The sequence below is a fragment of the Stenotrophomonas sp. NPDC077461 genome (genome assembly GCF_049545475.1).
Classification (GTDB): Bacteria; Pseudomonadota; Gammaproteobacteria; order Xanthomonadales; family Xanthomonadaceae; genus Stenotrophomonas; species Stenotrophomonas nematodicola.
Map to the genome: position 1 here is coordinate 378,817 of NZ_JBMWDO010000003.1, position 22,006 is coordinate 400,822.

15 protein-coding genes are annotated in these 22,006 nt (G+C 69.1%); 13 read left to right on the top strand and 2 right to left on the bottom strand.

Going from position 1 to position 22,006, the window contains the following annotated elements; all coding sequences use genetic code 11:
- The first annotated feature begins 111 nt into the window (after positions 1–111).
- The 8 genes from gap to ACPEH8_RS08335 all read left to right on the top strand — a co-directional run bounded on the left by gap (position 112) and on the right by ACPEH8_RS08335 (position 11,725).
- On the top strand, positions 112–1,116 hold the full coding sequence (gene gap, locus ACPEH8_RS08300) for a type I glyceraldehyde-3-phosphate dehydrogenase (RefSeq protein WP_017356070.1): 1,005 nt from the start codon (positions 112–114) through the stop codon (positions 1,114–1,116).
- Between the two features lie 166 nt (positions 1,117–1,282).
- Entirely contained in the window at positions 1,283–3,943 is a 2,661-nt protein-coding gene (locus tag ACPEH8_RS08305) for a DUF2339 domain-containing protein (protein WP_423666487.1), read from the top strand.
- The gene (locus tag ACPEH8_RS08310) at positions 3,940–5,292 is read left to right on the top strand and encodes a DUF3999 domain-containing protein (RefSeq protein ID WP_166473383.1); all 1,353 of its coding nucleotides are present in this window, start codon (positions 3,940–3,942) and stop codon (positions 5,290–5,292) included. Before ACPEH8_RS08305 ends, ACPEH8_RS08310 begins: the two co-directional genes overlap by 4 nt.
- 108 nt (positions 5,293–5,400) lie before the next feature.
- Complete coding sequence (locus ACPEH8_RS08315; RefSeq protein WP_017356580.1) at positions 5,401–6,576, top strand: phosphoglycerate kinase; 1,176 nt, start codon at positions 5,401–5,403, stop codon at positions 6,574–6,576.
- A gap of 17 nt (positions 6,577–6,593) precedes the next feature.
- A complete protein-coding gene (locus tag ACPEH8_RS08320; RefSeq protein WP_229296481.1) occupies positions 6,594–7,262 on the top strand; it encodes an HAD hydrolase-like protein in 669 nt (222 codons plus the stop codon).
- Between the two features lie 213 nt (positions 7,263–7,475).
- On the top strand, positions 7,476–8,942 hold the full coding sequence (pyk, locus tag ACPEH8_RS08325) for a pyruvate kinase (RefSeq protein WP_017356578.1): 1,467 nt from the start codon (positions 7,476–7,478) through the stop codon (positions 8,940–8,942).
- Between the two features lie 231 nt (positions 8,943–9,173).
- Positions 9,174–10,178, top strand: a complete 1,005-nt coding sequence (locus ACPEH8_RS08330) for a class I fructose-bisphosphate aldolase (RefSeq protein ID WP_017356577.1) — start codon at positions 9,174–9,176, stop codon at positions 10,176–10,178.
- Positions 10,179–10,378: 200 nt separating this feature from the next.
- Positions 10,379–11,725 (top strand): M1 family metallopeptidase, encoded by a 1,347-nt coding sequence (locus ACPEH8_RS08335; RefSeq protein WP_423666489.1) that lies wholly within the window; start codon positions 10,379–10,381, stop codon positions 11,723–11,725.
- On the opposite strand, the gene ACPEH8_RS08340 is transcribed toward ACPEH8_RS08335, so the two are convergent.
- Both ACPEH8_RS08340 and cysK read right to left on the bottom strand, forming a co-directional pair.
- A complete protein-coding gene (locus ACPEH8_RS08340; protein WP_017356575.1) occupies positions 11,722–12,345 on the bottom strand; it encodes an O-acetyl-ADP-ribose deacetylase in 624 nt (207 codons plus the stop codon). The two genes, ACPEH8_RS08335 and ACPEH8_RS08340, sit on opposite strands and share 4 nt — an antisense overlap.
- A 245-nt stretch (positions 12,346–12,590) precedes the next feature.
- A complete protein-coding gene (gene cysK, locus ACPEH8_RS08345; RefSeq protein WP_136002998.1) occupies positions 12,591–13,550 on the bottom strand; it encodes a cysteine synthase A in 960 nt (319 codons plus the stop codon).
- A gap of 248 nt (positions 13,551–13,798) precedes the next feature.
- On the opposite strand from cysK, the gene ACPEH8_RS08350 reads away from it, so the two are divergent.
- The 5 genes from ACPEH8_RS08350 to ACPEH8_RS08370 all read left to right on the top strand — a co-directional run bounded on the left by ACPEH8_RS08350 (position 13,799) and on the right by ACPEH8_RS08370 (position 21,938).
- Positions 13,799–14,782: a LysR family transcriptional regulator gene (locus ACPEH8_RS08350; RefSeq protein WP_017356573.1), complete on the top strand. Its 984-nt coding sequence runs from the start codon at positions 13,799–13,801 to the stop codon at positions 14,780–14,782.
- An 87-nt stretch (positions 14,783–14,869) separates the two neighbouring features.
- Entirely contained in the window at positions 14,870–15,352 is a 483-nt protein-coding gene (locus tag ACPEH8_RS08355) for a hypothetical protein (RefSeq protein ID WP_423666491.1), read from the top strand.
- A 76-nt stretch (positions 15,353–15,428) separates the two neighbouring features.
- On the top strand, positions 15,429–17,489 hold the full coding sequence (locus ACPEH8_RS08360) for a TonB-dependent copper receptor (protein WP_153164704.1): 2,061 nt from the start codon (positions 15,429–15,431) through the stop codon (positions 17,487–17,489).
- 223 nt (positions 17,490–17,712) lie between these two features.
- Positions 17,713–18,816 carry an efflux RND transporter periplasmic adaptor subunit gene (locus ACPEH8_RS08365; RefSeq protein ID WP_136003002.1) on the top strand — a complete coding sequence of 368 codons (1,104 nt, stop codon included), beginning with the start codon at positions 17,713–17,715 and terminating at the stop codon, positions 18,814–18,816.
- Positions 18,813–21,938, top strand: coding sequence for an efflux RND transporter permease subunit (locus ACPEH8_RS08370; protein ID WP_026071006.1), 3,126 nt, complete (start codon positions 18,813–18,815; stop codon positions 21,936–21,938). The genes ACPEH8_RS08365 and ACPEH8_RS08370 overlap by 4 nt, the downstream gene beginning before the upstream one ends.
- The last annotated feature ends 68 nt before the right edge of the window (positions 21,939–22,006 follow it).

Below are 22,006 nucleotides of genomic sequence, written 5' to 3' on the forward strand. Positions count from 1 at the left end.
GTGTAACCGTTTACCTCCGGCCGGGGCCGGAAACGGGCCGGTCCGGCCCTGCTAGAATGACGGCCCCTTACCATCGGCGCCGCACCGTCGCGGCTGCAGGAGCTTGTGAACATGGCAATCAAGGTTGGCATCAATGGTTTCGGTCGCATCGGGCGCAACGTGCTGCGCTCGGCCGTGCTGAACTTCGGCAATGACATCGAAATCGTCGCCATCAACGATCTGCTCGAGCCGGACTACCTGGCTTACATGCTGAAATACGACTCCGTGCATGGCCGCTTCAAGGCCGACGTGGCCGTGTCCGGCGGCGACCTGCTGGTCAACGGCAAGAAGATCCGCCTGACCCAGGAACGCGACCCGTCCAACCTGAAGTGGGACGAGGTGGGCGTGGACGTGGTCATCGAATCGACCGGCCTGTTCCTGACCAAGGACACCGCGCAGAAGCACATCGATGCCGGCGCGAAGAAGGTGATCATGTCGGCGCCGTCGAAGGACGACACCCCGATGTTCGTGTTCGGCGTCAACGACAAGACCTACGCCGGCCAGGCCATCGTCTCCAATGCTTCGTGCACCACCAACTGCCTGGCCCCGCTGGCCAAGGTGATCAACGACAAGTGGGGCATCAAGCGCGGCCTGATGACCACCGTGCATGCGGCCACCGCCACCCAGAAGACCGTCGACGGCCCGTCCAACAAGGACTGGCGCGGCGGCCGCGGCATCCTGGAGAACATCATTCCGTCCTCCACCGGTGCAGCCAAGGCCGTGGGCGTGGTGATTCCCGAGCTGAACAAGAAGCTCACCGGCATGAGCTTCCGCGTGCCGACCTCGGACGTGTCGGTGGTTGACCTGACCGTCGAGCTGGAAAAGGAAGCCACCTACGCCGAGATCTGCGCCGAAGTGAAGGCACAGAGCGAAGGCGCGCTGAAGGGCGTGCTGGGCTACACCGAAGACAAGGTCGTGGCGACCGACTTCCGCGGCGAGACCCACACCTCGGTGTTCGACGCCGACGCCGGCATCGCGCTGGACGGCACCTTCGTCAAGCTGGTGTCCTGGTACGACAACGAGTGGGGCTACTCCAACAAGTGCCTGGAAATGGCCAAGGTCGTGGCCGCGAAGTAATCGCGCCGCGCCTTCCCGCTGTACCCACGAACCCCGGCACTGCCGGGGTTCGTGCGTTTGGGAACCGCATCGCGCTGCCCGCCGCCGCGATCCATTAGCATGGCCGCGTACCGTGGATGCGCGTCCAGGCGCGCGGCCGCGGCTTTGCCGATAAGGATCTGATGGAATGGAAGCTCTGATTGTCCTGCTGGGACTGGCGGTGCTGCTGGTGCCCGTGCTGCTGGTGGTCGCGCTGGTGATGATCGCCGGGCTGCGCCGGCGCGTGGCCGCGCTGGAAGCCGCTCAGGCCGATGCCCAGGCACGTTCTGCAGCGCCGGAGATTGCCGTGCCGGCGCCCGTTGCGGCGCCCGTTGCCCCGCCGCGTGGGGTCGAACCGGTGCGGGTCGAGCGGCCGTCGGCCGTCGCAGCCCCGCCACCGCCGCAGGTCGCCGCGCCGCCGCCGTTGCCGCAGGCGGCGGCCCCGGTGTCCACGCCATCCCCCGTCCGCCCGGTCGAGCCGGAGCCCCACGAGCATCGGCCGGACCTGGCCGAACGTGCGCTGGCGGCGGTCAAACGCTGGTTCACCGAAGGCAACGTGCCGGTCAAGATCGGCATGCTGGTGCTGCTGGCCGGCGTGGCCGCGCTGCTCAAGTACGTCAGCGACCAGGGCTGGCTGGATCCGCCGATCGAGATGCGCCTGGCCGGCATCGCCGTCGGCGCACTCGCCGGCCTGGTGTTCGGCTGGCTGCAGCGCGACCGTCGGCGGCTGTTCGCGCTGGCCCTGCAGGGCGGGGCGATCGGCATCCTGCTGCTGACGATCTTCGCCGCGTTCAAACGCTACGACCTGATCGATCCGCTGCCGGCGTTCGTCATGAGCGTGCTGCTGATCGCCGGCATGGGTGTGCTGGCGGTGGTGCAGAACTCGCGCACATTGGCGGTCCTGGGCATCCTGGCCGGGTTCATGGCGCCGATCTGGCTGTCCACCGGCAGCGGCAACCACGTTGCGCTGTTCTCCTACTATGCCGTGCTCAACACGGCCATCCTGGCGATCGCCTGGTGGCGGCCGTGGCGCGCGCTGAACCTGCTTGGCTTCGCGTTCACCTTCGGCATCGGGACCGCCTGGGGCGTGCTGCAGTACGCGCCGGACAAGTTCGTCAGCACCGAGCCGTTCCTGCTGCTGTTCTTCGCGTTCTACCTGGCCATCCCGATCCTGTATGCCCGCCGGCAACCGGCGGAGAAGCGTGATCTGGTCGATGGCAGCCTGGTGTTCGGCACGCCGCTGATCGCCTTCTCGCTGCAGGCCGGCATGCTGCACGACAACCGTCTGGCCTTGGCGCTGTGCGCGCTCGGGCTGGCGGCCGTCTATGCGGGCCTGGCGTGGGCGTTGATCCGGCGCCCGCGCTACGCCGCGCTCGGCCAGTCGCATGCGGTGCTGGCGGTGGGCTTTGCCACCCTGGCGGTGCCGCTGGCCCTGTCCGCACGCGCCACGGCCAGCGTTTTCGCGCTGGAGGGCGCCGCGCTGGCGTGGCTGGGCCTGCGCCAGCAGCGCTGGTTGCCGCAGATTGCCGGGGCACTGCTGCAGCTCGGCGCCGCGTTCGGCTTCGTGGTCGGCGCCGATTACTGGCACCTCGACGCCACCGCGATCGCCAATCCCACCTTCATGAGCGGCCTGCTGCTGGCGCTGGCCGGGTTCGCGTCTGCCTTCAGCTACCGGCGCGCCGGCCACGATGCGCCGGCCATCGTCTATTACCTGTGGGGCCTGCTGTGGTGGCTCGGCAGTGCGAGCCACGAGATCGTCCGCTTCGTTGCCCATGACAGCCGTCCGGACGCGCTGCTGGTTGCCGTTGCGGTGACCGCATGGGGGGCCGCCGAGGCGCACCGGCGCGGGCCGGCACGTGCGCTGGTGCTGACCACGCTGGCGATGCTGCTGGCCGCCTTCCCGCTGGCGCTGTGGCAGGCGGCGGTGCACGACCAGCCGTTCGCCGGCCACGGTGCCTGGGCCTGGGCGGCGTTCGCGCTGCTCGGCGTACGCGGGCTGTGGTGCCTGCGTGGCGCGCAGGACCGCACTGCGCTGGCCGCCCAGTTCGTGTGGTGGATGCTGTGGCCCAGCGTGCTGACCCTGCTGGCCGGCTGGCTGGCCGACCGCTTCGCCCTGGCTCCGGGCTGGACTGCCGCACTGGCGATGCTGCCCTGGCTGGTGGTGGTGGCCATGTCGTTGCAGCGCTGGCGCTGGCTGTCGCTGCCACTGGGCGAGCGCTTCGACGTTGCGCGTCCGGCGTTGCAGGGCACCTGGTTCGGTGTGTTGGCGCTGGGATGGGGGGTGAGCGTGTGGCTGGCTGGCGACCCGCGTCCGCTGCCGTGGCTGCCGCTGCTCAATCCGATGGAGCTGGCTCAGATGGCCGTGCTGGTGCTGCTGGCGCGCTGGGTGTGGTCACCGGCCGCCCCGGCGGGCGCTGCCGGCTGGCGCGTGCCGCTGCTGGCGATCGCCGGCTTCATCCTGCTGACCAGCACGACGCTGCACACCGTCCATCACTGGGGCGCGGTGCCGTGGAACCGGGCGCTGTGGTCGTCGACCCTGGCCCAGACCAGCCTGACCGTGGTCTGGAGCGTGCTCGGTGTCATCAGCTGGGTCTGGGGGTCGCGGCGCGGCCAGCGCCTGCTGTGGCTGGTGGGCGCGGTGCTGATGGGCGTGGTGCTGGCCAAGCTGGTCCTGATCGATCGCCAGCACCTGGGCAACCTGCTTGGCATCGCCTCGTTCATCGCCTACGGCCTGCTGTGCACGGTCGTGGGTTACCTGGCACCGGCGCCGCCGCGTGCGCCGGAATCCACCGTGGAGCCGCAGCCGTGAACCTCGTCGCCCGTCTGATTGCCGCATTCTCCGTTGCCCTGGCCGCGCCGGCTGTTTCGGCGGCCGATGCCCGCCAGGACTACCGCGAGCAGTGGCCACTGCAGCTGTCCTCGCCGCAGGCCGGTGCCTACCGGCTGATGCTGGGCGAGGCGCAGTACCGCAGCGCGGTCTCGCCGCGGCTGGCCGACGTGCAGGTGTTCAACGCGCAGGGACAGGCGCTGCCCTCGGCGCTGCTGTCGGCCGACCAGCCGCTGGCGCAGGCCGCGCAATGGCAGTCCCTGCCGTGGTTCCCGCTGCCGGCCCGTGCCGGCGGTGCGGGCGACGACCTGCAACTGCTCACCGAGCGCAACACCGACGGCAGTGTGCGCCGGGTCGAGGCACGGCTGGGCCGCAGTGTCGGCACCGCCGATCCCGGCGGCTGGCTGGTCGACGCCAGCGCGCTGCGCAGCAGCGTGCAGGCGCTGCGGCTGGACTGGCAGGCATCGGCGGCGCTGCAGGTGCGCGTGCGCGTGGACGCCAGTGACGATCTGCGTGACTGGCAGCGGGTGGCCGATGAGGTGCCGCTGGTCGACCTGCAGCATGATGGCCGTCGCCTGCAGCAACGCCGGATCGAAATCGGCCGCCAGGCGAAGTATTTCCGCATTCTGCCGGTAGCCGGCGATGCGCTTCCCGCGCTGTCGGCAGTGCAGGCCGAGCGCGTGCCGCCCGCACAGGCGATCCAGTGGCAGTGGCGTTCGCTGACCGGCACTGCCGGCACGCGGGGCGAGTTCGAGTACACGCTGGACGGCCGCTTCCCGGTTGCCCAGGCCGACATCGCCACCGCCGACAACAGCGTGGTGCAGTGGACGCTGCTCAGCCGCGATGATCCGGGTCAGCCGTGGCAGGTGCGTGCCGGCCCGTGGGTGGCCTACCAGTTGCAGGACACCGCCGCGCGCCGGCAATCGCAGGCCCAGTCGCTGGCGGTTGCCACGCGCGACCGTTACTGGAAGCTGGCGGCATCGCAGGGCCAGGGGGGCGTCGCCCCGACGCTGAAGCTGGGCTACCAGCCCGAGGCGCTGGTCTTCCTCAGCCAGGGCGAGCCGCCGTTCAGCGTTGCCGCCGGCAGCGTGCGTGCCGCGCGCATCGATGCACCTGTCGGCACGGTGATCGCGCAGCTGCGCGAGCAGCAGGGCGCCCAGTGGCAGCCCGCGCTGGCGACGGTGCAGGGGCCGGCGCAGCCGCTTGGCGGTGATGCAGCGGTGCAGCCGGTGCGTGACTGGAAGCGCTGGCTGCTGTGGGGCCTGCTGGTGCTCGGTGTGCTGGTGGTGGGTGGGTTTGCGGTGAGCCTGTTGCGGCAGACGCCGCGGTAGGTGACGACCCCTCGTCGTCACCTGCCGGCCATGTGCCGAAGCGGGTCATCTACAATGGGCGTCTGCGTCGTACGCGGCGCCCTTTCCCTTTCCGCCAAAGAGTTGCCCATGTCCATCGTTCGCATGACCGACCTCGACCTTTCCGGCAAGCGCGTGCTGATCCGCCAGGACCTCAACGTACCGATCGAAAACGGCCGCATCACGTCCGAGCAGCGCATCAGCGCATCGCTGCCGACGTTGAAGCTGGCCCTGGAGAAGGGCGCGGCGGTGATGGTGACCTCGCATCTGGGGCGCCCCACCGAAGGCGTGTGGAGCGACGCCGATTCGCTGGCACCGGTGGCGCTGCGTCTGTCGCAGCTGCTGGGCCGCGAGGTGCCGCTGGTGCGCGACTGGGTCGACGGTGTCGACGTTGCGCCAGGCTCGATCGTGCTGCTGGAAAACTGCCGCATGAATGTCGGCGAAGGCAAGGACGATGAAGCGCTGTCGCGCAAGTACGCAGCGCTGTGCGACGTGTTCGTTATGGATGCGTTCGGCACCGCGCACCGTGCGCAGGCCTCCACCCACGGCGTGATCCGCTTTGCCCCGGTGGCCGCCGGTGGCCCGCTGCTGATGGCCGAACTGGACGCGCTGGCCAAAGCGCTGCTCGCGCCGGCCCAGCCGCTGCTGGCGATCGTGGCCGGCAGCAAGGTCAGCACCAAGCTGGAACTGCTGGCCAACCTGGTCGGCAAGGTCGACCAGCTGATCGTGGGCGGCGGCATCGCCAACACCTTCATCGCCGCCGCCGGCCATGCCGTGGGCAAGTCGCTGTACGAGCCGGACCTGCTCGACACCGCCCGCAGGATCGTGGCCGATGCCAAGGCGCGCGGTGCCGAGATCCCGCTGCCTACCGACGTGGTGGTGGCCAAGCAGTTCCTGCCGGACGCCGAAGCGACGGTCAAGGCGGTCACCGACGTGGCCGAGGACGATCTGATCCTGGACATCGGCCCGGACACCGCCCAGCACTACGCCGGGCTGATCGCCAAGGCGGGCACCGTGGTCTGGAACGGCCCGGTCGGCGTGTTCGAGTTCGAGGCGTTCAGCCACGGTACGCAGGCGCTGGCGCAGGCGATCGCCGCATCGTCGGCGTTCTCCATTGCCGGTGGTGGCGATACGCTGGCCGCGGTCGACAAGTACGACATCGCTGACCAGGTGAGCTACATCTCCACCGGTGGCGGCGCGTTCCTGGAGTTCCTGGAAGGCAAGACCCTGCCGGCGGTGGCCGCGCTCGAGGCCCGCGGCCAGTGATCGACCACGATCGGGGCGTGACCACCGTGGGCCGTCCCGCCGTTGAAGCACGTGCAACGCTCTTCTTCGACCTAGACGGTACGTTGATCGACTCGGCCGTGGGCATCACCCGTTGCGTGGCGCATGCGCTCACCGCGTTGGACCGGCCGGTGCCGCCGGAGGAGGAACTCCGGCGCTGGATCGGACCGTCGCTGCGCACCAGCTTCGCGCCGCTGTTCGATGATCCGGCACAGGTGGAGCAGGCGGTGGCGTTCTATCGCGAGCGCTTCGAGGTGCTCGGCTGGGAAGAACACGTGGTCTACCCGCAGATCGGCCAGGTCGTGCAGGCACTGCACGAGCGGGGCCACCGGCTGGCGATCGTCACCGCCAAGAACGAGCCGCATGCACGCCGCATCATCGAGCACCTGCCATTTGGGGGCTGCTTCGAGGATGTGATCGGCGCGACCCTGGACGGCAGCCGCAGCGAGAAGCCGCAGCTGGTGGCCGAGGCGCTCCGGCGTCTGTCACGGGTGCCGGAGCAGTGCTGGATGATCGGCGACCGGCGCATGGATATCGCCGGCGCGCGTCATCACGCGATGCGCAATATCGGTGTGTTGTGGGGATTCGGCGGTGCCGATGAGCTGCGCGATGCAGGCGCGCAGCACATCGCGGCCTCGCCGGAGGCCCTGTTGTCGTTGATCGATTGAGGGCGGCGGCGGCGTTCCGTACGCCGCCGCATGTCGAGCGAAGAGTCAACAGGGTCAGGCGTTGGCGTCCTGCTGACGCGGCGGGATGTCCGCCCTGTCATCCTGCGCTGTCTGCAGGACATCGGACAAAGCCAGCTACGACAAGGCTGTAAACGTATTCATGGGACGTGAAGGGTGTGCTAATTTCGACCCTTTCCCGGGAGCCCATTTACCATGATTGAGCGTCAGCGCCGCACCAAGATCCTTGCCACCCTCGGACCGGCGACCGACCCGCCGGGCGTGCTGGAGGATCTCTTCCGCGCCGGCGTGAACGTGGTCCGCCTCAACTTCAGTCACGGCGACCCGTCCGGCCAGGCCAAGCGCGCCGCCGACGTGCGCGCCGCCGCGCAGCGGGTGGGCGTGGAAGTGGGCATTCTGGCCGACCTGCCGGGCCCGAAGATCCGCATCGAGCGTTTCGCTGAAGGCAAGATCCATCTCAAAGCGGGCGACCGCTTCGACCTGGTCGCCTCGCCGAACGCACCGGCCGGCGACAGCACCCAGGTGGGCGTGAGCTACCTCGGCCTGCCGCAGGACGTGGTGGCCGGTGACGTGCTGCTGCTCGACGATGGTCTGATGCAGCTGCAGGTGCTGGAAGTGCAGGGCGAGCGCATCATCAACACGGTCCTCAATGACGGCGTGCTCTCCGACCGCAAGGGCCTGAACAAGCAGGGCGGTGGCCTGTCGCTGGGCGCGCTGACCGAGCGCGACAAGGAACTGATCGGCATCGTGGCCAAGATCGGCGTGGACTTCATCGCGGTGTCGTTCTGCCGCAATGCGCAGGACATGAACGATGCGCGCGCGATCGCCGAATCGCACGGCTGCTACGCCGCACTGGTGTCCAAGATCGAGCGCACCGAAGCCATCGAGAACCTGGAAGAGATTGTCGACGCCAGCGACGTGGTGATGGTGGCGCGTGGCGATCTTGGCGTGGAAATCGGCGACGCCGAACTGCCGGGCCTGCAGAAGAAGATCATCAAGGCCTCGCTGGCGCAGAACAAGGTGGTGATCACCGCCACCCAGATGCTGCAGTCGATGGTGGAAAGCCCGATCCCCACCCGCGCCGAAGTGCTGGACGTGGCCAACTCGGTCATCGACGGTACCGATGCGGTGATGCTGTCGGCTGAAACCGCCGCCGGTGCGTACCCGGTGAAGGCCGTGGAAGCGATGGCGCGCATCTGCCTCGGTGCCGAACGCCAGTTCCAGACCGAGACCGACTTCGGCGCCTCGCCGCGCAACCTGGAACGTGCCGATCAGGCCATCGCAATGGCGACGATGTTCCTGTCCCAGCACGTCGGCGTGCGCGCGATCGTGGCGATGACCGAATCCGGCGGCACTGCCCGCTACCTGTCGCGCTTCCGTGCCTCGGCACCGGTGTTCGCGGTGACCCGCCATGATGGCGCCCGTCGCCAGATGGCGCTGATGCGCGATGTGTTCCCGATCAACTTTGACAGCCGCGGCTTCACCCCGCGCGAAGCGGCGCGCGGCAGCATCCGCCTGCTGGTGGAAGCCAACCTGCTGCAGGCCGGCGACCGCGTGGTGTTCACCAGTGGTGAGCACATGGAAACCCACGGTGCGACCAACACCCTGCGCCTGCTGGAAGTGGGCGAAGACGGCCGCGCGAGCGGCCTCGGCGACCTGTAACGGGTCCGCGCCTGCGCGCTGGTGCACCCCGGTCTGCACGGCAGACCGGGGGCCCGGCGGCCGCACGCGTCCGCCGCCACGCGGCCACCCCCGACGCCCGGACGCGTCCCGGCCACATCACGCCGCATCGGGGCCTGCGCGTCTGAAAGCGTTTCCAGATTCCGTGGACGGCCAGTTCACGGAAGGCGGGGGCTATAATTGCGGTTTTCCCGCACCCGCCACAGGAAATACATGAGCATCGAACAGCTGGCCGAAACCGCCCAGGCCATGGTCGCCCCGGGCAAGGGCATCATCGCGATCGACGAATCCACCGGTACCATCGCCAAGCGCTTCGCCAGCGTGGGCATCGAGAACACCGAGGAGAACCGTCGCGCCTACCGCGAGCTGCTGCTCACCACGCCGAAGCTCAACGAGCATATTTCCGGCGCGATCCTGTACGACGAAACCATCCGCCAGTCCACCAAGGACGGCGTGCCGTTCGCCAAGTACATGGCCGACCACGGCATGATTCCGGGCATCAAGGTCGACAAGGGTGCCCACCCGCTGGCCGGCTGCCCGGGTGAGATGGTCACCGAAGGCCTGGACGGCCTGCGTGAGCGTCTGCAGGAGTACTACAAGCTGGGCGCGCGCTTCGCCAAGTGGCGTGCAGTGATCAACATCGGCGAGAGCATTCCGTCGGGCACCTGCATCGAGTCCAATGCGCACGCGCTGGCCCGTTATGCAGCCCTGTGCCAGGAATGCGGCCTGGTGCCGATGGTGGAGCCGGAAGTGATCATGGACGGCGACCACGACATCGAAACCTGCTACGAAGTCACCGAAGCCACGCTGCGTTCGCTGTTCGACGCGCTGTACCAGCAGAACGTGCTGCTGGAAGGCACCATTCTGAAGGCGTCGATGGTCATCTCGGGCAAGGGCTGCGATGAGCAGGCCGACGTCGAGGAAGTGGCCGAGTCGACCGTGATGTGCCTCAAGAGCACCGTGCCGGCGATCCTGCCGGGCGTGGTGTTCCTGTCCGGTGGCCAGAGCGACGAGCAGTCGACCGCGCATCTGAATGCGATGAACCAGATGGGCAACCTGCCGTGGCCGCTGAGCTTCTCCTACGGTCGTGCCATGCAGCAGGCCGCGCTGAAGCTGTGGGCCAAGGACACCAAGGCCAACGTCGCCAAGGCGCAGCAGACGGTCTACGACCGCGCCAAGGAAAACGGCCAGGCCGCGTTGGGCAAGTGGAACGGCTGATCCGTTCGACGCCCTGCGTGCGCTGAACAACGCCGGCCTCTGGGCCGGCGTTTTTTTTCCTGCCGCCCTCCGCGCGGCCCGCGACCGTCCGTGCGTTCCGCAGTGCGACGCACATCGCAGGGCCGACTGCGGGTCGGCCGACGGAGCGCATGTTCTGGCAGGATGTCGCTTCTTTTTCCGCACAGGGATGTCTGCCGGTGATGCAACGTTGCGCTGGTCTGCTGGGACTGTGGTGGCTGTTGTCCGTTCCGGCAGCATGGGCATCACCGGTACGGGGATTCGATGTGCTGCATTACGCGGTGGCGTTGGACCCGGACATCGCCGGTGGGCGCATCCACGGCAACGAGGTGGTGCGGCTGCGCGCGCTGCGTGCCGGGCTCGCGGAGATCACCCTGGATGCCGGTGCGTTGACCATCACGTCGGTACGGCAGGGCGGCACGCCATTGACGTTCGTGCGGGAGCAGGGGCAGGTGCGGATCGCCCTGGCGCGGCCGCTGCGGGCCGGGCGCAAGGTGGACCTGGAGATCGCCTATCACGGCGCGCCAGCCTTCGGGCTGGAGTTCGCGCCGGCACGCGAGGAGGTGTACACGATCTTCTCCACCAGCCAGTGGATGCCGTCGGTGGACGCGCCGGACGAGCGCGCGACGCTGTCGCTGTCGCTGACCCTGCCGGCAGGACTGCTGGCGACCGGCACCGGACGCGCGCTCGCGCCGCGCACGCTGGCCGATGGCCGCGTGCAGCACCGCTGGGCGTTGGAAACGCCGATGCCCGGCTACGTGTACGGCTTCGCAGCCGGGCGGTACCGCGAGGTGGTGCAGCCGGGCAGGGTGGCGCTGCGCTATCTGTCGGCGGAGCGCTCGCCGGACGAGCTGCGCCGGGTGTTCGCGCCCACGGCGGACATGCTGGCCTTCTTTGCCGAGCGTGCCGGCCTGCCGTATCGGGGCGACTACCAGCAGGCGCTGGTGGCGCGCACGATCGGGCAGGAACTGGCCGGGGTGTCGCTGCTGTCCGAGGCGTACGGCGCCGAGGTGCTGGAGGCACCGGAGAAGACCGCGCTGATGGTGCATGAGGCCGCGCACCAGTGGTGGGGCAACCGGGTCACCTGCGCGAGCTGGGAACACTTCTGGCTCAACGAAGGCATGGCCAATTTCATGACTGCGGCCTGGCTGCAGCATGCGCAGGGCGAGGCCGCCTACCAACGGCAGGTGGCGGGCTGGCGGGCGCGGCTGGACCGTCTGCGCGCCAAGGGCACCGATCACGCACTGGTCTACGCCGCGTGGGATGCGCCCAGCGCCGACGACCGTGCAGTGGTCTACCAGAAGGGCGCCTACGTGCTGCACCTGCTGCGCGAGGAACTGGGCGAGGCGGTGTTCTGGCAGGGGCTGCGCAGCTACACCCGGGATCACGACGGGCGGGCGGTGGTGACGGCCGACTTCCAGCGCGCGATGGAGCAGGCCGCAGGCCGTCCGCTCGACGACTTCTTCCAGGCCTGGGTGTACGGCACGGCCGGCGTATTGCCGACCGTGCCGGTCTCGGCCGGCGGTTAGAGTGCCGCGGCCGGCGGCAGACCGAGATCCAGGTCCAGGCCGGTGCGCCCCGGCGATGCGGGGGTGCCTGCGAGTACCGGGCTTTCCACTGGCTGGCCCTGCGCGGCCAATGCCTGCTGGTAGACCTTGAAGGTGGCGGCGTTGTAGGCCACCAGGATGATGCGGCGCGGCTGGCGGTGTGAGCGCTGCCAGGTCAGGGTCTCGGTGGCGGCGATCTGTGCGGCCTGGTGCAGCGGGTAACCGAACACGCCGCAGCTGATGGCCGGGAAGGCGATTGACTGCAGGTCCAGCTTTTCCGCCAGCTGCAGCGATTTCCAGTAGCAGTTGGCGAGCAGCGCCGGTTCATCGCGCTGTCCGTCCTGCCAGACCGGGCCCACGGTGTGGAACACATAGCGCGCCGGCAGGTCGTAGGCATCGGTGGCGCGGACCTCGCCGGTCGGGCAGCGCATGCCCGGGCGGATCTCCGGTAGTGCCCGGCAGGCCTCGAGCAGGGCCGGGCCGGCCGCGCGATGGATCGCGCCGTCCACGCCGCCGCCGCCGAGCAGGGATTCGTTGGCCGCATTGACGATCGCATCCACCGCCAGGGTCGTGATGTCGCCCTGCCACACTTCGATCTTCATGCGTACCGCTCCTTACTGAGTCCGGGTCCAACCAACGGGATGACATCCTTTCCTGCACAGTAACGGGCAGGGCATCTAGGCTGCGTCATCGTCGTCTCAGGCAGTGCGACCCGGTGTTGCGCTGCCCGATGCCGACACCATGCGGTGCGCCGGCTTCACGGCAGATGAAGGCGCCGCAGGTGCGATGAATACGACGACGCCCACCGTGGGGTGGGCGTCGGGTGGCTACCGGGACAACGTGGGGATCAAGGCAGACCGGCCAGCCAGTCGTCGTCGGAGCCTTCGTTGATGTCGGCGAACAGCGGGGTGGAGAAGTAGCGTTCGCCGGTATCGGGCAGCATCGCCAGGATCACGCTGCCCGGTTCGGCGCGTGCGGCGATGTCCAGCGCGCTGGCCACCGTGGCGCCGGCGGAGATGCCGACGAAGAGGCCTTCCTCGGCCGCCAGGCGGCGCGCGGTCTCGATGGCGCGGGCATCGTCGACGGTCAGCAGCTCGTCGTAGACGCTGCGGTTGAGCACCTCCGGCACGAAATCCGGGGTCCAGCCCTGGATCTTGTGCGGCTTCCACTCGTCGCCCTTGAGCAGGGCCGCACCCTGCGGCTCGGTGGCGATGATGCGGGTGTCCGGGCGTGCCACTTTGAGCACTTCACCCACGCCGGTCAGGGTGCCGCCCGTGCCCCAGCCGGTGACGAAGTAGTCCAGCCGCCTGCCGGCGAAGTCACGCAGGATCTCCGGCGCGGTGGTGTTGCGGTGGTAGGCCGGGTTGGCCGGATTGGCGAACTGGCTGGCCAGGAACCAGCCGTGTTCCTCGGCCAGTTCCTTCGCGCGGCGGACCATGCCCGAGCCGCGTTCGGCGGCCGGGGTCAGGATCACCTTGGCGCCGTAGGCACGCATCAGCTTGCGGCGTTCGATCGAGAAGGTTTCCACCATCGTCGCCACGAACTTGTAGCCGCGCGCGGCGGCCACCATCGCCAGGGCCACGCCCGTGTTGCCCGACGTGGCCTCGACGATGGTGTCCCCGGGCTTGAGCAGGCCCCGCGCCTCGGCATCCAGCACGATCGCCAGCGCCAGCCGGTCCTTGACCGAGCCACCGGGGTTGAATGCCTCGACCTTGGCGTACAGGGTCACGTGGTCGGGGGCCAGGCGATGCAGACGCACCACCGGGGTGTTGCCGATGGTGTCCAGAATGGAGTTGTACAGCGTCATGGGAAGCTCCAGAGCGGTTCGGTGCCGCCCGGTGGCCGTGCGGCGGGGGAGTCGGGCGCCGGATCGCGGTGGCGCCGGCCCGGCGCGGCCGCAGGGGCGTCTCCGGGTGTACCGGCAGACCGTAGCGCCGGCATATGACGCCGGGAAATGACCTGATACCCTTCTTAAACAACGTTTGGTTATAAGCTGGTGATGGCAATTGCCCTACAGTCGGATTGCCTCCTTTCCGCCAGCGGCACCGCACGCCCATGACGCTCACCCAACTCCGTTACCTGGTGGCCATCGCCGACGCCGAGCTGAACATCACGCTGGCGGCCTCGCGCGTGCACGCCACCCAGCCCGGCCTGTCCAAGCAGCTCAAACAGCTGGAGGACGAGCTTGGCTTCCTGCTCTTCGTGCGCAAGGGCCGCAGCCTGGAAGCGGTGACGCCGGCCGGCGTCGAGGTGATCGGCCGCGCCCGGGCGGTGCTGTCCGAGGCCAACAACATCCGCACCTATGCGGCCAACCAGCGCCGCGAGAGCCAGGGCCAGCTGATCCTCACCACCACCCACACCCAGGCGCGTTTCGTGCTGCCGCCGGCGGTGGCGCGGATCAAACAGGCCTACCCGCAGGTCAGCGTGCATCTGCAGCAGGCCGCCGAAAGCGATGCGCTGGACCTGCTGAGCCAGGGCGATGCGGACATCGCGATCATTTCCACGGCCGGGGCCGAGCCCAGTGCCGGCATCGCCATTCCGCTGTACCGCTGGCGTCGGCTGGTGCTGGTGCCGCGCGGGCACGCGCTTGACCGTCCCGGCGCCGCGCCGGACCTGCAGGCGCTCGCCACCCATCCGCTGATCAGCTACGAATCGTCCACCCGGGGCAGCTCGTCCCTGCAGCGGGCCTTCGCCAGCGCCGGGCTGACCCCGGACATCGCCTTGACCGCGCTCGACGCGGATCTGATCAAGACCTACGTCCGCACCGGCCTGGGCGTGGGCCTGCTGGCGGAGATGGCGGTCAATGCCAGTGATGAGGACCTGCGCGCCTGGCCCGCCCCGGCGCCGATCGACGAGTGCATCGCCTGGGCCGTCCTGCCGCGCGACCGTGTGCTGCGCGACTACGCGCTGGAGCTGGTGCACGTGCTCGCTCCGCAGATCGATACCCGCGACCTGCGCCGTGTGATCGACGGCAACCAGGAGGCCAACTGGCCGCTGCCGCCCACCTGGGAGTCGCTGACCCAGACCATCACCGTGTGATCGGTGAGGGCCGACCCGGGCGTCGGCACGAGTGCCTGCGACGGTTCGTCGCACGGCCAACCCTGGAGCGCGGTCTACACTGATGCGGTGAACCGTCGTCGCCGCCCGTACGCCTTCTTTCTGCAGCTCGCTTTCGTGGCGACCCTGCTGATGGCGCTGGCGCCGCTGGTGAGCCGCTGGCAGCAGGCCCATGCCGATGCGCCGGTGATGGCGATGCCGATGGGCATGGCCCATCCGCTGCCGATCGCTGCCGCCGTCGATCCCCATGCCGGCCACGCAATGGCCGGCCACGCGATGCCCGGCCACGACATGGCTACCCACGCCCCGCACGGCGACGCCCATGCCACCCCGGCCACGCCGGTTGTGCCACCGCTGGGCGAACACGCCGGGCATGGCGAGGCGTGCGAGTACTGCATGATGGCCTCACGGCTGATGCCGTGGCTGGCGGTGCTGGTGCTGTTGCTGCCGGCACTGCCGGTCATCGCGCCGCGTGTCCTGCGTGCGGTCGCCGCCCCGCGGAGCCTGCGCTGGCCCGCGCATGCGGCCCGCGGCCCGCCGTTGAACGCCTGAGATCCATCCTCTCTCTCTTCCTGCTGCGCGACGCCGTGATGGCGCCGCGCGCCTGTGCGTTTTCCGGAGTTCCACCATGATCGCTTCCTCCCGCAGCGCGGGCGCATCGACGCGCCTGTCTGTTTCCCTGTCCCTTGCGCTGGCCGCACTGCCACTGCACGCCGCCGAGCGCGATACCGCCCGTACCCTGGACACCCTGGTGGTCACCGCCAGTGCGCCGTCCTCGCCGCTGCACTGGGTCACCGACCCCCGGCTGCCACGCCAGCCGGTGCCGGCCAGCGACGGTGCCGACTACCTCAAGACCGTTCCCGGCTTCTCGGCCATCCGCAACGGCGGTACCAACGGCGACCCGGTGCTGCGCGGCATGTTCGGTTCGCGCCTGAACATCGTCAGCAACGAGGGCAACCTGATCGGTGCGTGCCCGTCGCGGATGGACAATCCGCTGTCCTACATCGCGCCGGAAACCTTCGACCGGCTGACCATCATCAAGGGCCCGCAGAGTGTGCGTTGGGGCGCCGGGGCATCGGCCGGCACGGTGCGCTTCGAGCGCGACACGCCGCGCTTCGATACGCCGGGGATCGATGTGGATGCCAGCGCGCTGGTCGGCTCGCGCAATCGCAATGACCAGGTGCTTGATCTCACCGCCGGCGCCAGCGCGGGCTATGTGCGGGTCAACGGCAACCGCTCCGAAGCGGACGACTACACCGATGGCGACGGCAACGTGGTGCCGTCGAAGTGGCGCAAATGGAACAGCGACGTCGCCATCGGCTGGACGCCCGATGCCGACACCGTGCTCGAACTGTCGGCCGGCACCGGCGACGCGATCGCGCGGTACGCCGGGCGCGGCATGGACGGGGCGGCGTTCAAACGCACCAGCTACGCGGCCCGCTTCGAGAAGGACAACCTGCCCGGCGCGTGGGACAGGCTGCAGGCCAACGTCTACTACAACGACGCCGACCACGTGATGGACAACTACACGCTGCGCACGCCGAACCCGGACAGCAGCATGCCGATGCCGATGGGCTCCAACGTCGACCGGCGCACTACCGGTGGCCGCATCGCCTCGGAATGGCGCTGGCAGGACATCGCCATCGTTGCCGGCATCGATGCGCAGGACAGCCGCCATCGCAGCCGCAACGCGATGGGCCGCAACACCTACCGACTGCAGCCTTGGCGCACCGATGCACGCCTGGATACGCGCGGCGCGTTCACCGAGATTACCCTCGGCGAAGGCACCACGCAGCGCTGGCTTGGCGGCCTGCGCATCGACCGGGCGGAGGTCACCGACAAACGCGCCACCACCGGCATGATGGGCATGCCCAATCCCACCGCCGGGCAGACCCGCCGCGAGGACCTGGGCAGCGGCTTCCTGCGCATCGAGCGCGACATCGCGCCGGCGCTGACCTGGTACGCCGGCATCGGCCACAGCGAGCGCATGCCGGACTACTGGGAACTGTTCTCGCCGGACATGGGGCCGATGCACGCGCCGAACGCGTTCGCCGGCATCCAGCCGGAGAAGACCACCCAGCTCGACCTCGGCCTGCAGTACCGCAGCGAGCGCCTGGAGGCGTGGGTGTCGGCATATGCGGGCCGGGTGCAGGACTACATCCTGTTCACCTACCACGAGGGCGGCATGATGGGCAGCATGGCCCAGGCCGGCAACATCGATGCGCGCATCGCCGGTGCCGAAGCCGGTGCGGACGTGCGGCTGGGTGAACGCTGGAAGCTCGGCGGCACGCTGGCCTACGCCTGGGGCGAGAACCGCACCAACGGCGGCGCACTGCCGCAGATGCCGCCGCTGGAAGCCCGGCTCAGCGCCAACTGGGAAGGCGAGCGCTGGAGCGTTGGCGCGCTGGGCCGGGCGGTGACCCGCCAGCACCGTGTGGCGGTGGGGCAGGGCAATGTGGTCGCCCGCGACCTCGGCCCCAGCGCGGGCTTCGCCACGCTGGCGCTCAACGCCGGCTACCGGCTCAGCGATGCACTGCGGCTCAGCGCCGGCATCGACAACCTGTTCGACCGTGCCTACAGCGAGCACCTGAATCTGGCCGGCAGTGCCGACTTCGGCTTCCCGGCCGATCCGGTCCGCATCAATGAGCCGGGCCGCACCGCCTGGATGAAGGTGAACTACCGCTACTGAGTACGTGAAGGAGGGGGGCGCTGAGCGCCCCCCTTCCGGAGGGTCCAGCGACGCAAATCGACACGCGCTGACACACGCCGTTACATGCGTGGCAAGCCCCAGCACGAAAGGCGTTGCGCCTGTCATCGACCGATGTGAAGCCCGTGGTAAACGCTTGGCACATATGTCTTGACACAGCCCGTGGCTACACTTGCCGGTCGTGGAACATCCGGGATTTTTCTTCATGTTGGGACGCATCACCGCGCGCATCGCCGTTGGCCTCGGGCTGGCCTTCCTGGCCGGCTGTGGCAGCAAAGACGAGGCCGCACGCCGGCAGGCCGACGCCGTGCCGGTGACGGCCCAGGTGGTGCAGCCCTCGGCATGGAGCGACACGCTGCAGGCGCTGGGCACCGCCAAGGCGCGCGAGTCGGTGACGATCACCGCCAAAGTCAGCGAGATCATCGAAACGGTGCACTTCGAGAGCGGGCAGCAGGTCAACGCCGGCGCACCGCTGGTGACCCTGCGCGGCCAGGCCCAGGAAGCGGCCCTGCTGCAGGCGCAGGCGACCTTCGCCGAAGCCGACCAGCTGTACAGGCGCCAGCGCGAACTGGCTGCCCAGCAACTGGTGGCCAGCGCGACGCTGGATACCCAGCGCGCCATCCGCGATGCCGCCGAGGCACGTGTGCGTGAAATGCAGTCGGACATCGGCGACCGCCGGGTGCGTGCGCCCTTCGCCGGCGTGCTCGGCATCCGCCAGGTCAGCGCCGGCTCACTGGTGACGCCGTCCACCACCATCGCCACGCTGGATGACATCGAGCGGATGCACGTGGACTTCCAGGTGCCGGAGGCCGAACTGGCCTCGCTGACCACCGGCGACAAGGTCAGCGCCACCAGCGTGGCCTATCCCGGCCGCACGTTCGACGGCGAGGTGGCCACCATCGACACCCGTGTCGATCCGGGCACCCGTGCGGTCACCGTGCGCGCGGACTTCATCAATGCCGATCATGCGCTGCGTCCCGGCATGCTGCTGGACGTGCGCATGTTCAGACCGGAACGCCAGGCCCTGGTGATTCCGGAAATCGCCGTGGTCCAGGTCGGCCGCGACGCCTTCGTGTACCGGGTCAAGGCCGACCAGAGCGTGGAGCGTACCGATGTGACCACCGGCGCCCGCCGCGCCGGCGTGGTCGAGATCCGCAGCGGCATCCAGGCCGGCGACCGCATCGTGGTGGACGGCACCGGCAAGCTTCGCCCCGGCCTTAAGGTGCAGGCGCACGACGCCGCGCCGGCCACCGCTCCCGCCCCGGTGGCGGCACCGGTACCGGCCGCACGGACGGGCGCCGGCGGATGAAACTCTCCGACGTCTCCATCCAGCGCCCGGTATTTGCCGTGGTGATGAGCCTGCTGCTCGTCGTGCTGGGCATCATGTCGTTCACCCGCCTGACGCTGCGCGAGCTGCCGGCCATCGATCCGCCGATCGTGTCGGTGTCGGTGGACTACACCGGCGCCTCCGCGGCGGTGATCGAAAGCCGCATCACCCAGGTGCTGGAAGACGCACTCGCCGGTATCGAGGGCATCGACACCATCAACGCGCGCAGTTCCAACGGCCGCGCGCAGGTCAGCATCGAGTTCACCTCCAACCGCGACATCGAAGCGGCCGCCAATGACGTCCGCGACGCGGTCAGCCGGGTCGCCGACCGCATGCCCGAAGAGGCGCGGCCACCGGAGATCGCGAAGGTCGAAAGCGACGCCGACCCCATCATCTGGCTCAACATGAGCTCGACCACGATGGACACGCTGGAACTGAGCGACTATGCCGACCGCTACGTGGTTGACCGCTTCTCCAGCCTGGACGGCGTGGCGCAGGTGCGTATCGGCGGCCGCCAGCGCTATGCGATGCGGATCTGGCTGGACCGCGACCAGCTCGCCGCGCGCGGCCTGACCGTGGGCGATGTCGAAACCGCGCTGCGCAACGAGAACGTGGAGCTGCCGGCGGGGCGGATTGAATCGGCTGACCGCGATTTCACCCTGCGCGTGGAACGCAACTACGTCAAACCCGAGGACTTTGCCGGCATTCCGCTGGGCAAGGGCGCCGACGGTTACGTGGTACGCATGGGCGATGTGGCCAGGATCGAGCTGGCCTCGTCCGAACGCCGCGCCTATTACCGCAGCAATGGCGAGCCCAACATCGGCCTGGGCATCGTCAAGACCTCCACCGCCAATGCGCTGGACGTGGCGCGCGAGGCCCGCGAGGAAGCCGAACGCATCGGCAGCACGCTGCCGCAGGGTACGCGGATCTTCGTCGCCTTCGACAACACCACCTTCATCGAAGCGGCGGTGGACCGCGTGTACGCCACGCTGGTCGAGGCGATGCTGCTGGTGCTGGCGGTGATCTGGCTGTTCCTCGGCAGCTTCCGCGCCGCACTGATTCCCGCCGTGACGGTGCCGGTGTGCCTGGTGGCCGCCTTCATCGCGCTGTACGCCTTCGGCTTCTCGATCAACCTGCTCACCCTGCTGGCGCTGGTGCTGTGTATCGGCCTGGTGGTGGATGACGCCATCGTGGTGGTGGAGAACGTCCAGCGCCGCATCGATCTCGGCGAACCGCCCCTGGTCGCCTCCAAACGCGGTACCGCGCAGGTCGCCTTCGCGGTGATCGCCACCACGGCGGTGCTGGTAGCCGTGTTCCTGCCGGTCGGCTTCCTCGAAGGCAACACCGGCCGCCTGTTCCGCGAACTGGCCGTGGCGCTCGCGGCGGCCGTGGCGTTGTCCGCGTTCGTGTCGCTGACGCTGACCCCGATGATGGCCTCCAAGCTGCTCAAGCCGCATGCCGGCCAGCCGCCGCGCGGCCTGCATGGGGTGATCAACCGCAACCTGGACCGCCTGTCGGCCGCGTACGGCCGGGTGCTTGACGCCCATGTCGGGCGCACCTGGATCTACATCGTGGTGATGGTGCTGTCGCTGCTGGCCAGCGCGGCGCTGCTGAAGCTGCTGCCATCCGAGCTGGCGCCGGCCGAAGACCGCGGCTCGTTCCAGATCATGATCGATGGCCCCGAAGGTGCCGGCTTCGACTACACGGTCGGCCAGGTCCAGCAGGTGGAGAAGATCGTGTCCGGCTTCGTCGGCGAGGACAAGCCGATCGTGCGCGCCAATCCGCGCGTCCCCGGTGGCTTCGGTGCCAGCGAGGAAATGCATACCGGCCGCATCAGCGTGTTCCTGCAGCCGTGGCGCCAGCGCGATGTGTCCACCCCGGATGTGGCGGCCGATCTGCAGACCCACCTCAACGACCTGCGCGGCGTGCGCGTGCGCACCCAGGTCGGCGGCGGTCTGGTGCGCAGCCAGGGCCAGCCGTTCCAGATCGTCCTCGGCGGCCCCGAGTATGCCGAGATCGCCCAGTGGCGGGACCGCATGCTGCTGCGCATGGCCGACAACCCCGGTCTGGTCGGCGCCGATTCGGACTACAAGGAAACCCGCCCGCAGATGCGGGTCAACATCAACCGCCAGCGTGCGGCCGACCTGGGCGTGTCGGTCACCGCGATCGGCAGCGCGCTGGAGACGATGATGGGGTCGCGTCGCGTCACCACCTTCGTCGACAACGGCGAAGAGTACGACGTGCTGGTCCAGGCCGGCCGCGACGGTCGTGCTTCGCCGGACGACCTGGCCGCGATCCGGGTGCGGGCCGCCAACGGTGCGCTGATCCCGCTGTCCAACCTGGTCACGCTCAGCGAAGTGGCCGAGGCCGGCAACCTCAACCGGTTCAACCGGCTGCGCTCGATCACCATCAGCGCCGGCCTGGCGCCGGGCTATCCGCTGGGCGAGGCCATCGCCTGGGCCCAGCAGACCGCCCGCGAGGAACTGCCGCAGCATGCGCAGATCGACTGGAAGGGCGAGTCGCGCGAGTACCAGAACGCCGGCAGCGCGGTGCTGCTGACCTTCGCGATGGCGCTGCTGGTGGTGTACCTGGTGCTGGCCGCCCAGTTCGAGAGCTTCATCCACCCGCTGGTGATCATGCTGACTGTGCCGCTGGGCGTGCTCGGCGCGCTGCTGGGGCTGTACGTCAGCGGCGGCACGATCAATCTGTTCAGTCAGATCGGCATCGTGATGCTGGTCGGCCTGGCCGCCAAGAACGGCATCCTGATCGTGGAGTTCGCCAACCAGCTCCGTGACGAGGGCCGCGACGTGCACCAGGCCATCGTCGAATCGGCGATGGTGCGCCTGCGCCCGATCCTGATGACCTCCATCGCCACCGTGGTCGGCGCGATCCCGCTGGTGGTCGCCGGCGGGCCCGGTTCGGCCAGCCGCGGCACCATCGGCATCGTGGTGATCTTCGGCGTCACCGTCTCCACCTTCCTGTCCCTGTTCGTGGTGCCCGCGTTCTACTCGCTGCTGGCCCCCTACACGCGTTCACCCGAAGCGGTGGCGCGCGAGCTGGCCAGGCAGGAGGCGGACACCCCGTCGGTGGGCGGGCACGCCTGAGGCAGCGGCGCGGCCTGCTGGCCGCGCCCACCGCCCATTCATCGAAATTGCCACTACGCAGGCCGGCG

What these genes read in the sequence shown, in the direction of transcription:
- ACPEH8_RS08360 (WP_153164704.1), top strand. Translation starts at nt 15,429, where the DNA reads ATGATCGCTTCCTCCCGCAGCGCGGGCGCATCGACGCGCCTGTCTGTT.
- gap (WP_017356070.1), top strand. Translation starts at nt 112, where the DNA reads ATGGCAATCAAGGTTGGCATCAATGGTTTCGGTCGCATCGGGCGCAAC.
- pyk (WP_017356578.1), top strand. Translation starts at nt 7,476, where the DNA reads ATGATTGAGCGTCAGCGCCGCACCAAGATCCTTGCCACCCTCGGACCG.
- ACPEH8_RS08350 (WP_017356573.1), top strand. Translation starts at nt 13,799, where the DNA reads ATGACGCTCACCCAACTCCGTTACCTGGTGGCCATCGCCGACGCCGAG.
- ACPEH8_RS08330 (WP_017356577.1), top strand. Translation starts at nt 9,174, where the DNA reads ATGAGCATCGAACAGCTGGCCGAAACCGCCCAGGCCATGGTCGCCCCG.
- ACPEH8_RS08305 (WP_423666487.1), top strand. Translation starts at nt 1,283, where the DNA reads ATGGAAGCTCTGATTGTCCTGCTGGGACTGGCGGTGCTGCTGGTGCCC.
- ACPEH8_RS08315 (WP_017356580.1), top strand. Translation starts at nt 5,401, where the DNA reads ATGTCCATCGTTCGCATGACCGACCTCGACCTTTCCGGCAAGCGCGTG.
- ACPEH8_RS08365 (WP_136003002.1), top strand. Translation starts at nt 17,713, where the DNA reads ATGTTGGGACGCATCACCGCGCGCATCGCCGTTGGCCTCGGGCTGGCC.
- ACPEH8_RS08370 (WP_026071006.1), top strand. Translation starts at nt 18,813, where the DNA reads ATGAAACTCTCCGACGTCTCCATCCAGCGCCCGGTATTTGCCGTGGTG.
- ACPEH8_RS08335 (WP_423666489.1), top strand. Translation starts at nt 10,379, where the DNA reads ATGCAACGTTGCGCTGGTCTGCTGGGACTGTGGTGGCTGTTGTCCGTT.
- cysK (WP_136002998.1), bottom strand. Translation starts at nt 13,550, where the DNA reads ATGACGCTGTACAACTCCATTCTGGACACCATCGGCAACACCCCGGTG.
- ACPEH8_RS08340 (WP_017356575.1), bottom strand. Translation starts at nt 12,345, where the DNA reads ATGAAGATCGAAGTGTGGCAGGGCGACATCACGACCCTGGCGGTGGAT.